Source organism: Chitinophaga jiangningensis (genome assembly GCF_900142605.1).
Lineage (GTDB): Bacteria > Bacteroidota > Bacteroidia > Chitinophagales > Chitinophagaceae > Chitinophaga > Chitinophaga jiangningensis.
Genome location: NZ_FRBL01000003.1, coordinates 112134 through 124256, shown reverse-complemented (window position 1 = coordinate 124256; position 12123 = coordinate 112134). Strand labels below are relative to the sequence as shown.

Genomic DNA, 12123 nt, shown 5'->3' with positions numbered 1-12123 from the left:
TGGGTTTGTTAAAGATTGTAGAAAACTATTCAAAAATTGTCATGATACATAACCGTTTATCCGATTTCTTGATAATTTACTGCTCTATCCGAAGCATCATGAAAACATACCTGCTACTTTGCACTCTTCCTATTTTGACTATCATCGCCTGTAATCAGCCGCAAACAAGGGTTGCACACGAACAATGGTTTAGCAACACGAAAGCAGAAATCCTCCGCCAGGCCACTGCTGAGCCTGATAGTACCGCATTTTCGTTTAGTGATGACCGTAACCAGCGGGAACAGGCACAATTCATCGGGCATCACCTCCTCTCAAAAAAAGGATTTGATCACGACGTGCTCCGCTATGAAATCTACTTCAGCAAAGATGGGATGTTCCAGTTCCGGCGCGATTACCACCAGAACGGACGCCCGGCATTTGAAGGCATCCTGTATAACAACGATGGCTATGGACTCACCACCCGCTGGCTGGAAAATGGGCGGGAACAGTCATATGGGGTACGCTTTGCCGGTAAGCCGGTAGGTGAATGGAGGATGAAGCAGCAAAAAGGCATGAAATCGTATTACCAGGACTACGGCGGCACCACCAACATCGAAAAATTCCCCGTCCTAAAAAAGATGTAACCACAAAAAAGACGCAGACCCGACGTATCGCCTTGGAGGCCCTGAGAAGCCTTGTCAGTACGATAGTGGATCTGCGTGTATCTTCAATATTTTAAATAATTCCAATACGAAGGGAGCGCAAAAATACACATTTACCCCAAATTCTCACAATTATTTGCAAACAAATCCCAGTGACGGATGGTTAATATTACTAAACTATCCAAATCACCAAAATCCTTCATATGACACAACCCGATAATTCAGAAAATTTTGTGCCCCGGGGCGCCATCGCCTTCTTTGCTTTTCTGATTGCCCTCGGCCTCATCATCTGGTTCGGCATCTATTTTCTCATGCTCGACAGGGTCTAAATTGTTTACTATGATCGATGTTTTTGAAAGAAGAGTAATCATTACGGCCATCCTCGTAATGGGCCTGTTCATCCTGGCTATCTTTTACGCCATGGGCGCCCGAAAGGCTGATGTAACGGAATGCCTCCCCTACGATAAAACTTACGAAACCGCCCGGGTGGAGCAGCTGGACAAAACCACCTACCAGATTTACTACGTTGCGCGAATGTGGAACTTTGAGCCCTCCGTGGCTTATATTCCCGTTGGTAGCGAGGTTGACCTGTTCGTGACCTCCAACGATGTGGTACACGGCTTCAACGTCTACAACAAAAATGTAAACCTCATGGCCGTGCCGGGAGGGGTTACCAAAACCACGGTCAGGTTTGACCAACCCGGCGTATACAAGGTGGTGTGCCATGAATACTGCGGCACCGGCCACCAGAATATGCAGGCAGAAATTATCGTAAACTATCCCAAAAAATAAAACACTATGCAGGTTAGCAGGTTCCTACGCAATACCATCCTCGTTGAACTGTTCGTACCAATATTATTGCTCACGGTAGGCATCTATCACGGGCTGATGCAGGTAATATACCGCGCCGGCGTGATTCATCAGTCGTCCGTAGCTAAACTCGACTACTACCAGGGTCTTACCCTGCACGGCGTGATCAACGCTGTCGTGCTCACCACCTTCTTTGCAGTGGCCTTTGGCCATGCTACCATCGCCTTCTACCTAAAAAAAGAACCAAATAAAAGAGCCACCGCCCTATCCATGTGGCTGATGGTGATAGGCACCCTCCTGGCCGCTGCCGCCATGCTGGCCGGTAAAGCGTCGGTACTCTACACCTTCTACCCGCCCCTGAAAGCTCATCCTGCCTTCTATATTGGCACCGCGATGCTGATCATAGGTTCGTGGGTTGCGTTCTTCGACTGGATTACCATCTACCTGAACTGGAAAAAAGAAAACAGGGAAACCAATACGCCGCTGGCAGTAATCGGCACCCTTGTAAATTTTACCATCTGGTTCGTATGTACTACAGCGGTAGCCTATGAAGTACTGGTATTGCTGGTACCCTGGAGCCTCGGCCTCACTCCAACGGTCAACGTGCCGCTGGCACGTACGCTGTTCTGGTTCTTCGGTCATGCCCTGGTGTACTTCTGGCTGCTACCTTCCTACATCATGTTCTACACTATGCTGCCCAAACTCGCAGGTGGTAAGCTATATTCGGCCACAGCAGGCCGCATCGCCTTCTTCCTGTTTCTGCTGCTGTCCATCCCCATCGGTGTGCACCATCAGTTTGGTGATCCCTCCATCGGCAGAGGGGTCAAACTTTCACAGTCGCTGCTCACCTTCGGCGTAGCACTACCCAGCTTTATCACCGCCTTTACGCTGGCGGCTTCCCTGGAATATGCCGCCCGCAAACGCGGCGCCAAAGGGCTGTACAGCTGGATCTGGAAACTCCCTTTCTTCCGTAAAGACGTGTTCCTGTTCGGCTACCTGATCAATGGACTCATCCTGTTCATTTTCGGCGGACTCACAGGCCTGGTACTGGCCTCCTATTCGCTCAACAACGTGGTGCATAATACTGCTTTCATTCCCGGGCATTTCCATATGACTGTGGCAGGACCGGTATTCCTGGCTATTCTGGGCATGTCTATTTTCCTGCTGCAACAGCTGACAGGTAAAAAGATTTTCCTGCCTACCATCAACACTATCGTCCCCTATCTCTGGACGGTGGGCGTAATCATTTTCTCCACCGGCCTGATGTGGGGCGGCCTGATGGGCGAACCACGCAGAACCAACCTGGGCCTCACTTACCTGAACCCTGCGAGCGATCAATACCATCCTTATTGGGTGATATCCAGTATGCTTGGCCTGGCAGGCGGCGGAATCATGTTTGTGGCGGGATTCCTTTATTTCATCAGCTTCTTCGGAACGCTGTTTGGCAAACGTGTAGCAGAACCTACCATTGACCTGCCAGTGAGTGAAAGCCTGCATGAAGAAAAACGGATCCCGATTTTTGATACGTTCAAGCCCTGGCTGGCCATCATGGCGCTGATTATTTTCCTCAGCTACCTGCCCGCCATCTCTGATGCATTGAATAATACCGGCAAAAAAGCGCCGCCATACTTACCTACAGACCCAACGCCTGTATTTCAAAAGAAATAAGATGCGTGTCATGAAACTGGAAAAGTCATACCTGCTTACTTCCTGGAAGTTTTTCCTGGTCCTGCTGATCGGCATACCGGTGCTGGCTTATGTTTCCGTACGCATGCTGGAAAAAAAGTATGGCAGGTTGCCGATTTACGCCAGCAGTACCACGCTGGCACAAGACAATAAAACTGACGGAAGCCTGCCCCCGTTTGTATTCACCGACCAACTGGGCAGTACAGTGACTAATTCCATCATGACCAATAAAATTGTAGTCGCAAATTACTTTTATACTTCCTGCCCCAGCATCTGCCCCAAAATGATGATGCAGCTGCAACGCGTGCAGGCTGGTACCGATAAAGTGATGATCCTGTCGTTTACCGTAGACCCTAAGCGGGATTCTGTGGGCAGGCTCATGAAATTCGCGTTACAATATGATGTGCTGCCTAACCGGTGGAGGTTATTAACGGGAGATAAAAGAGCCCTCTACCACTTCGCCCGCAAGGGACTCTTCATTACCGCTACGGAAGGTGACGGAGGGGAAACTGATTTCATCCATAGCGACCGGTTCGTATTGCTGGACACCCGCCAGCGGATACGGGGCTATTACGACGGCACTTTGCCTGAGGAAGTAGACCAGCTGCTGGCCGACATAAAAAAATTACAAAATGAACTGTAAGCTTTTACTGATCGTGGTGGTTGGCATCACCACCATTGCTACTGCTAAAGCAGCTAATCCGGAGAATGGTAAAATGTTGTTCCAGGGGCGTTGCGCCTCCTGCCATAACGTAACCAAGAAGCTCACCGGGCCTGCCCTCGCAGGTGTGGAGGACCGGCACCCCGAAGCCTGGATCATTTCCTTTGTAAAAGGCTCACAGGCCATGGTAAAATCCGGTGATGCCGCTGCCCTGGAAGTTTTCAACAAAAACAACCAGGTGATCATGCCGGATCATCCTGACCTCTCAGACGACCAGATCCGCGATATCCTCGCCTACATCAAAGAAACTGCCGCCAATGCGCCTAAAGAAGACGATGCTCCCTTTTCAAGACCAGGGCAGAAAGAACCCAATCTGATGCCGCTCTCGATCTATAATTTCCCATTTATGATCGCCTACCTGGTACTGATAGTGGTGATGGTGATATTGCTGGTGTTCCTGGTAAACATCAAGAGTTACGAACACCATATTCATAAGGATGATTGATAATCATCTCCATAAAAAAAGCCCCGGATTACCGGGGCTTTTACAGATTATTTGTGCTTAAACCAGCTATCAGGAACCGGCTGCATTTTACTGCCATCTACACTGTATTCCAGCTTTAGCGTGTATCCGCCACCGCCTTCTACAAATGATACCAGGAATGGATGCAAACCTTTTTCAAGTGCTACCTGACCACTTTTCTGTACCGGCGCATGCCAGCCGTCGTTGTTTACTACTTCTTCTCCACCGATGTAGAGTACTGCCCCATCATCAGCAGTCAGATAAAAGCTATAAATACCAGTGGCAGGCACTTCTATCAATCCTTCCAGCTTTGCGCCAAAAGGCTTTCCGCCTTTACCCATTTGCTCCGGAATTTCCACATTGGAAACCGCAACTGTTGTATCTGCCGTTGCCTTTATTTTTGCGACTGTTTTAAAGGAACCATCAAACATGCTCAATTTTAAACCAGTCTGCGTACCGTCGCCACTAACCGGTTTTTGATAGGTCTGCTGCCGGTAGTTGAGGGTATAAATATCACCACGGATGCCGGCAGGCGAGAAAGCAGCCAGTTTAATCGTTTCAGGCCTGGTGATGGTCAGCGGACCATTGAGCAAAGGTGACTGCAGAGATGGCACGGAGCCATCCAGTGTGTAGTGCACAGTCATGTTGGCCAGTGGCTTGATTACATTCAGCGTGCCTTTGTCTACAAATACGTTATCACCGGTAAAGCCTTCCAGGTCAGGCAGGCGGTAGTTGACATGCAGTCTGTCCATCTGCGCAAAGCTTACAATCAGGCGCTGGTAATAGTTATCGTAGCGTTGTTTATTAGTCCAGAGCACCTCCGCCAGTGCAGTCATACGCGGCATATACATGTAATCGGCCCGCTTTTCAGAAGGAATCCATTCCGTCCAGATATTGGCCTGTGCACCGAGAATGTTTGCTGCTTCTGTGGTGGTAAGTCCTTTTGGAATAGGATTAAAATGATAGACAGTGGAGATGGTATTTTTTCCCGGAATACCATCAAAGTACAGTGGATTACCTGGCGTCATAATCACGCGGTTACCGTTTTTAGCCGCTTCTATCGGGGCTTTAGGCACCCAGGAGCGCCAGTACATGACTACAGCCGTAGGGCTCACACCACCTTCCAGGATTTCGTCCCAGCCGATGAGTTTTTTGCCTTTAGAATTAAAGAATTTCTCCATTCGTTTTACGAAGTAGCTCTGTAATTCTTCTACTGACTTTAGGTTATTAGCTTTCATCACGGCTTCGCAGGCAGGGGATTTGGCCCAGCTGGTCTTTTCCACTTCATCCGCGCCCAGGTGGATGTATTTGGATGGGAAGAGTGCTGCGATTTCGGTGAATACGTCTTCTGCAAATTTGAAGGTAGTTTCCTCACAAGGACAAATAGGCGTGCTAAAGGTTTTACCCCAGCCGTTTTCGCTGTCGCAGGTCAGGAAAGGATAAGCTTTGATAGCAGCCATCATATGGCCTGGCATATCAATTTCAGGGATGATTTCAATATGGCGGGCAGCCGCATAGGCGATCACCTCTTTGATTTCTGCTTGTGTATAGAAGCCACCATACAGGGTTTTACCCGTACGCTGGATGATGTGTTCCTGGTCCAGGGCCATGTCCGGATTTTCTTTGGACTTCTCTATACAAACAGAATCCTGGTTGTTGAACGTTCTCCAGGCACCTTGTTCTGTGAGGAGCGGATATTTTTTTATTTCAATTCTCCAGCCCTGATCGTCAGTGAGGTGCCAGTGGAATTTATTCATTTTGTAGAGCGCCATTACATCTAAAAACTTCTTCACATATTTTACGGAGAAGAAATGGCGCGCTACGTCCAGGTGCATACCGCGGTAGTCGTATACCGGGTGATCCTTGATGGTAGCGGCCGGGATGGCGATAGTTTTCATCTTTTCTGCTCCGGCGGGCATCAGTTGCGTAAGCGTTTGGATACCGCGGAAAATACCGGCACCGGTACGTGCACGAAGGGTGAGACGGGATGGGGTAATATCCAGCTGGTATTCCTCCTCTCCTTTTATGGACTGGTCCTGCACCAGCAAAATGCTGCTCTGGCCTACCTTTGCGGTAACCGGCAGTTTAGTACCGAGGAAGGAGGTCATGAGCTGTTGCAACTGTTTTACTTCATTGGCAAAAGCACCCGCGCTTACAATATTCGTATTCCTTCCAACCACAAATTCCCCCTGCTGAGCGGTGAGCTCCTGTGGATAGGGAATCAACGGATAGCGCTGCGGATCTGCATCCTGGGCCATCAGTGTGGTACTGTACATGGTTGCGGCAAGTACAGTCAACTTCAGTGATCTAAGCATAGTTTATCGTTAAGTATGATCCAATCCGGCAAATTAAAGCAAATTTTGAGGATGCGACTGGTGTGATATTGTCTAATGCTGCAACTATCTTGACTTCCATGGTATATTTCAGGAATTGGGGAAAATGAATTTTCTTTGCATGTCATGTCACTTTACATTACTTCTCTGAATTCCGGCAGCAACGGAAACTGTTATTATATCGGTAACGATACGGACGCCATATTGGTGGATGCGGGCATTTCATGCCGTGAAACGGAGAAGCGCATGGCCAGGCTGGGACTAAGCATGAGCAAGGTGCGGGCGATATTTGTATCGCACGAGCACACGGATCATATACGCGGCATTCCGGTGATGGCACGCAAGCATCAGCTGCCGGTTTATATTACAGCCAGCACTATGCAGCATGGCGGGTTGGAGATTCATGAAACGCTGGTGAGGCGGTTTACCGCCTTTGAACCGGTGCTGATCGGCGATTTGCAGGTAACTGCGTTTCCAAAATTCCACGATGCCATAGAGCCGCATAGTTTTATGGTGAGCGCCAACGGCATCAATATAGGGGTGTTTACGGATATCGGGGTGGCTTGTGAGCAGCTGGTACATCATTTCAAACAGTGCCACGCCGCTTTCCTGGAAGCCAATTACGATGAGGTGATGCTGGAACAGGGACGTTACCCTTACTTCCTGAAAAACCGTATCCGTGGTGGACACGGGCATTTATCCAATACGCAGGCGCTGGAACTGTTCAGGGCACACCGGCCGGAGTATATGTCGCACCTGCTGCTGGCGCACCTTTCCAAGGATAATAATAACCCTGAGCTGGTGCATCAGTTATTTGCACAGGAAGGCACGGCTACAGAAATTGTGGTGGCTTCGCGCTACGCTGAAACGGGTGTATACAGGATTTCAGCGAGCAACGTATAGTCGTAACCGTTATATCTCCCGAAAAAAATTTTAGAAAAAATTTGGTAGAGATAAAATATTTTCTACTTTTGCACTCCCCTAACGGGAAAGATTCCGTAGCTCAGTTGGTAGAGCAATACACTTTTAATGTATGGGCCCTGGGTTCGAGTCCCAGCGGGATCACCGGATAAAAAACCTCACGCTGCGCGTGAGGTTTTTTTTTACCCAACCTCCAACCAATAACTTCCATTTCCCATCTTTTTACCCTATCTTATCCACCCAACCTATAAACGTGAACAAGCAAATCAACGTTATGAAACACATACGCACTTACTTCCTCCTATTACCACTGCTATATTGCATGGCCTGCCAGCATGCGACTAAAACCGACAGTCCGCAATGGGTAAGCCTGTTTAATGGCAAAGACCTGAACGACTGGATCGTAAAAATTCATCACCACGAAGTGGGCGATAATTTTGGTAATACCTTCCGCGTGCAGGACAGCATCATCCAGGTGCGTTATGATCAGTACGGTGATTTTAACGACCAGTTCGGGCACCTTTATTACAAACAGCCATTCTCCCACTATCATCTCAAATTTGAATACCGCTTTGTTGGGAAATGGTACCCATCCGCACCCGACTACACCCTGCTCAACAGCGGCGTGATGTTTCACTCCCAGGATCCCCGTACCATGCCTAAGGAACAGGACTGGCCCATTTCTGTAGAAATGCAGCTGCTCGCAGGACTGGGTGATGGCAACTCCCGCCCTACCGGCAATATGTGCTCTCCCGGAACCAATGTAGTATACAAAGGCAAACTGGATCCGCAACATTGCATTGAGTCGTCGTCCAAAACCTATGATGGCGAACAATGGGTAAGTGGTGAGCTGATTGTACTGGGAGATTCACTTATCACACACATCATCAACGGCGACACCGTACTGCAATATTCGCAACCCCAGATCGGTGGCGGGGTGGTAAATAACTATAACCCTGCGGTGAAAATCGATGGAAAGCTGTTGTCTGAAGGGTACATCGCTTTACAAAGTGAAGGACAACCGGTGGATTTCAGGAATATTCAGATACTGGACCTGAGTCCCCGTAAAAAATAACACCTTGCTCCAAAGCTAATAAAGACCTGCGCACCACACAGGTCTTTATTATTTTATTATCGTATAATCTCTATCATCCACTTCTGATACCCGGAAATATCCATACGCGAAGTTGTCGAAGTTCGTTTGATTGACAATATTCCCTCTCACAGCACCCGGCGTGGTTTGAAACGGACCTGCCCCCGCTCCTGCTGCTACCTGTAACTTTCTGAAATAATCGTAATAACGCCTGGAAATACCATACAGCCGAATGTTCAGCCTGTCCCCTGCTTTCAGGTCTTCATCCGAAAAAAATTCCTGCATCAGGTTACCCTGGCTCCGCTCGTCATCTCTAACCTTGTAGTCCGGAAACGTGGATACGGGCGACACGATCCGATGCAGGTAATAATTCTCCTCATTGCCATTGTCCAGGTAGCAATATTTGATTTCAACCTCATCCCCGCCGACTCCACCATCATTGCGCTGTTCAATATGATCGGCTATAACAGGAACGCCTATACAAGTTTCCGTAGCGGTGTAAGTTTCTCTGTTCAATACAACCTTTAACGTATAGACTTCCCCGATAACCGGCTCAAAATCCGAACAGGTATACACCCCGGTACCGGAATTTTCCACAAAAGTAAACACCCTGTTTCCTGCATTCGTCATCACAATTTCAGCCCCTGACACCGTTGGGAACTGCGCACTGTAATAGCCGGTGGTAGTGGAGAGTTTGATTTGCTGCTCCCTGCCCGTGGTCCCTTTAATCCAATCGATGGATGCGTCAATTACCAGTCTGGGTGCAGCCGTTTCCAGATTTACCTCTATTACTTTGGTGCATGACCACAACAGCAGGCAGCCTGCAATAATTATATTTTTCATCCTTATCTGATTTGAATCTAAAAACTGAAATTATAGGTGACGCCTGGTATAATACCGAAGATGGAGATCCTTTTAGCCTCACTTGCTCCCGTTTCCTTGTTTTGCTCAAATAGCACAGCTGCAGTGTTATTCCTGCCATATACATTGTAAATACTAAATATCCATTCGCCTTTCCATTTTTTCTTACTATCCGGCTTAGGGATATAAGTAGCGGATAAATCTAAATGATGATAAGCCGGCAGCGAATTACCATTCCGTATGCCGTAGTTGGCAATGGTGATATCCTGGTACTGGTATTTGCCGACAGGATAGGTAGCGGCTTTGCCCGTCTGGTAAGTGAAGTTGCCTCCAAAGCTCCATTTACTGGTTGCCTGGTAAGCGGCGGTAAGCGAAAGGTTATGCGTTTTATCATAATTAGCCCGATACCATTCGCCGTTGTTAATACCCGGCTCATCTGCATTTCTGCCAGGTGTGCGCTGCTCCGCTCTCGAAAGTGTATAGGAAAGCCAGCCAGTGAGCCTGCCGGTATTTTTCTTTAGCATCAGCTCCAGTCCGTAGGCCCGTGCTTCTCCGTTTAGCAATACCCGCTCAATGGCTTTGTTGGCAATTAGTTCGGCACCATCTATGTAATCCGCCTTGTTCTTAGTTCGCTTATAAAAAGCTTCCGTTTCCAGAGAATATTTTCCATTGCCTAAATTTCTGAAATAACCCAATGCCCATTGGTCCAGTATTTCCGGCAGCAGGTATTGGTCGCTCGGGGCCCATATATCAAGGGGAGATACAGATGCCGTGTTGGAAATTAAATGAATGTACTGGCACATGCGGTTGTAACTCGCCTTCACAGCCTGGTCCTCATTTATGGAAAAGGAAACGGACAGGCGGGGTTCCAGGTTGCCAAAATCAATGATCTTTTTATTTTTAGCGTAATACCTTTTACTCGTTGGTACGCCTTCTTCATAAATCTGTAATGCAGGGTTGAAAATTACCGCCTGATTATTCATGTAATTATTAACGTGCTGTGGGCCCACTCGCCTGAAATTACTGTATCGCAGGCCGTACACCAATGATATCTTACCCGTGAGCTCCTGCTCCGCACTGAGGTACAAAGCATTTTCCCAGGCATACTTTTTTTCTATCTGGTCGGCATTTACAGGTGAAGTGCTATCCATAGGCTTTATGGTACCGGGATTGAACTGATAGTAGATGGAATTGACGCCATAACACAGCGTCAGCTTATCAGAAAGCCGATGGTTGAAATTGTATTTGAAATTAATATTGCGGATGTCCGATACCCAGTCAATGCCTGCATATTTAATCTTCAACCCATAATCATACTTACTGTAGATCACCGATGCATTCGAAAATAATTTCTCAGAAAAAATGTGATTCCAGCGAAGGTTAAAAAATGAATTTGAATAAGTATTGCTGAAAAAGTTATTGAAGTCCATGTTATCTTTCCCGAAATACCCGGACAAGAATAGCCTGTTATGATCGTTGAGCGTAAAATTCAGCTTAGCATTCACATCGTAAAAGGATATTGCATTAGGGTTGTCAGCCAGTTTCATGAAAAGGTGCGCATAGGAAGCGCGGCCCGCCACTACAAATGAACTTTTTTCCTGCACTATAGGCCCTTCTGCTAATAGCCTGCCCGATACCGCCCCTATCCCACCATTCACGTGAAATGCCTTATTGTTTCCTTCCTTCTGATAAATATCTAACACAGCCGAAGTACGCCCTCCAAAGTTAGCCGGTATACCACCTTTGTATAATTTCAAATCCCGGATCACATCAGCATTAAAAACACTGAAGAAACCGAACAGATGAGATGTATTATACACCACCGCTTCGTCCAGCAATACCAGGTTCCCATCAACAGCGCCCCCCCTTACATTAAAACCGGTAGCTCCCTCCTGCGCAGTGGACACACCCGGCAACTGCAAAATAGCCTTCAGAACATCCACCTCTCCCATCACCGCAGGTATCTTTTTGACGGTAGCAATGGAAAGCTTATTCACACTCATTTCTGGCTTCCTGACGTCACTGACCACACTACCAGACTTTATAACTACTTCCGCTAATGTTTTACTTTTGTCAGGCATTGCATAATTTGTTTTGGTATTTTGTGTCAGGGAGATATGCTCCTCGATGCGCTCAAATCCCACACAGCTGACGACAATAGTATAATCTCCTTTAGGCAGCGTCACAGCATAGTAACCATAAGCATTCGTAACCGTTGACACCTTTGCTTCCGGAATGTAAATACTTGCACCTGTGATCGTTTCTGTGCTGGTTTTCATAGTAACAATACCGCTCAGGGTCACCTTCTCCTGGGCATAAACCCATAAGGGCACAGTAAATAGCAACAGTAAGTAAATAACTTTGTGTACCATCTCTTATAAATCCATTTATCTACACAAAACTATCCCTTTGACGGAGCGCCACTTTTCTATTATACAAAGCAGCCTATCTTTTATAGCAAAGCAGCCCGGGGTACAACAAAATGTATTACCTGAATCATACGGTTAGTTTTGTATAAAAATCATCAGCTTTGGTATAAAAACCAGGGCAGGTCCTGGCTTTAATTGTTAAGTTTGTACCATACAATTGGATGA

At 47.4% G+C, this 12123-nt stretch carries 11 protein-coding genes and 1 tRNA gene; 9 read left to right on the top strand and 3 right to left on the bottom strand.

From position 1 onward, the window contains the following. Positions 1–98 precede the first annotated feature (98 nt). The 6 genes from BUB18_RS08080 (at position 99) to BUB18_RS08060 (ending at position 4303) form a co-directional block, all read left to right on the top strand. Positions 99–623, top strand: a complete 525-nt coding sequence (locus BUB18_RS08080; RefSeq protein WP_143159871.1) for a hypothetical protein — start codon at positions 99–101, stop codon at positions 621–623. 221 nt (positions 624–844) lie between these two features. Beyond that, the gene (locus BUB18_RS29320) at positions 845–970 is read left to right on the top strand and encodes a cytochrome c oxidase subunit 2A (protein ID WP_143159870.1); all 126 of its coding nucleotides are present in this window, start codon (positions 845–847) and stop codon (positions 968–970) included. A 10-nt stretch (positions 971–980) separates the two neighbouring features. Continuing rightward, positions 981–1433, top strand: coding sequence for a cupredoxin domain-containing protein (locus BUB18_RS08075; RefSeq protein ID WP_083549577.1), 453 nt, complete (start codon positions 981–983; stop codon positions 1431–1433). Positions 1434–1439: 6 nt separating this feature from the next. Beyond that, positions 1440–3119 carry a cbb3-type cytochrome c oxidase subunit I gene (locus tag BUB18_RS08070; protein WP_073079757.1) on the top strand — a complete coding sequence of 560 codons (1680 nt, stop codon included), beginning with the start codon at positions 1440–1442 and terminating at the stop codon, positions 3117–3119. 1 nt (position 3120) lies between these two features. Beyond that, positions 3121–3780 carry an SCO family protein gene (locus BUB18_RS08065; RefSeq protein ID WP_083549573.1) on the top strand — a complete coding sequence of 220 codons (660 nt, stop codon included), beginning with the start codon at positions 3121–3123 and terminating at the stop codon, positions 3778–3780. After that, positions 3770–4303, top strand: coding sequence for a c-type cytochrome (locus tag BUB18_RS08060; protein WP_073079756.1), 534 nt, complete (start codon positions 3770–3772; stop codon positions 4301–4303). Before BUB18_RS08065 ends, BUB18_RS08060 begins: the two co-directional genes overlap by 11 nt. A 47-nt stretch (positions 4304–4350) precedes the next feature. Here BUB18_RS08060 and BUB18_RS08055 read toward each other — a convergent pair whose 3' ends face one another. Beyond that, a complete protein-coding gene (locus BUB18_RS08055; protein WP_073079754.1) occupies positions 4351–6636 on the bottom strand; it encodes a family 20 glycosylhydrolase in 2286 nt (761 codons plus the stop codon). A 144-nt stretch (positions 6637–6780) separates the two neighbouring features. On the opposite strand from BUB18_RS08055, the gene BUB18_RS08050 reads away from it, so the two are divergent. The 3 genes from BUB18_RS08050 to BUB18_RS08040 all read left to right on the top strand — a co-directional run bounded on the left by BUB18_RS08050 (position 6781) and on the right by BUB18_RS08040 (position 8650). After that, positions 6781–7557, top strand: coding sequence for an MBL fold metallo-hydrolase (locus tag BUB18_RS08050; RefSeq protein WP_073079752.1), 777 nt, complete (start codon positions 6781–6783; stop codon positions 7555–7557). 89 nt (positions 7558–7646) lie between these two features. After that, positions 7647–7719 (top strand) — tRNA-Lys (locus BUB18_RS08045). A 130-nt stretch (positions 7720–7849) separates the two neighbouring features. Next, positions 7850–8650 (top strand): 3-keto-disaccharide hydrolase, encoded by an 801-nt coding sequence (locus BUB18_RS08040; RefSeq protein ID WP_073080418.1) that lies wholly within the window; start codon positions 7850–7852, stop codon positions 8648–8650. 48 nt (positions 8651–8698) lie between these two features. Here BUB18_RS08040 and BUB18_RS08035 read toward each other — a convergent pair whose 3' ends face one another. Next, positions 8699–9511, bottom strand: a complete 813-nt coding sequence (locus tag BUB18_RS08035; protein WP_073079751.1) for a DUF4249 domain-containing protein — start codon at positions 9509–9511, stop codon at positions 8699–8701. A 17-nt stretch (positions 9512–9528) separates the two neighbouring features. Beyond that, positions 9529–11901, bottom strand: a complete 2373-nt coding sequence (locus tag BUB18_RS08030) for a TonB-dependent receptor (RefSeq protein WP_073079749.1) — start codon at positions 11899–11901, stop codon at positions 9529–9531. Between the last annotated feature and the right edge of the window lie 222 nt (positions 11902–12123).

Bases quoted from the DNA above. Each gene is read 5' to 3' on its own strand.
- BUB18_RS08080 (WP_143159871.1), top strand. From the start codon at position 99: ATGAAAACATACCTGCTACTTTGCACTCTTCCTATTTTGACTATCATC.
- BUB18_RS29320 (WP_143159870.1), top strand. From the start codon at position 845: ATGACACAACCCGATAATTCAGAAAATTTTGTGCCCCGGGGCGCCATC.
- BUB18_RS08075 (WP_083549577.1), top strand. From the start codon at position 981: ATGATCGATGTTTTTGAAAGAAGAGTAATCATTACGGCCATCCTCGTA.
- BUB18_RS08070 (WP_073079757.1), top strand. From the start codon at position 1,440: ATGCAGGTTAGCAGGTTCCTACGCAATACCATCCTCGTTGAACTGTTC.
- BUB18_RS08065 (WP_083549573.1), top strand. From the start codon at position 3,121: ATGCGTGTCATGAAACTGGAAAAGTCATACCTGCTTACTTCCTGGAAG.
- BUB18_RS08060 (WP_073079756.1), top strand. From the start codon at position 3,770: ATGAACTGTAAGCTTTTACTGATCGTGGTGGTTGGCATCACCACCATT.
- BUB18_RS08055 (WP_073079754.1), bottom strand. From the start codon at position 6,636: ATGCTTAGATCACTGAAGTTGACTGTACTTGCCGCAACCATGTACAGT.
- BUB18_RS08050 (WP_073079752.1), top strand. From the start codon at position 6,781: ATGTCACTTTACATTACTTCTCTGAATTCCGGCAGCAACGGAAACTGT.
- BUB18_RS08040 (WP_073080418.1), top strand. From the start codon at position 7,850: ATGAAACACATACGCACTTACTTCCTCCTATTACCACTGCTATATTGC.
- BUB18_RS08035 (WP_073079751.1), bottom strand. From the start codon at position 9,511: ATGAAAAATATAATTATTGCAGGCTGCCTGCTGTTGTGGTCATGCACC.
- BUB18_RS08030 (WP_073079749.1), bottom strand. From the start codon at position 11,901: ATGGTACACAAAGTTATTTACTTACTGTTGCTATTTACTGTGCCCTTA.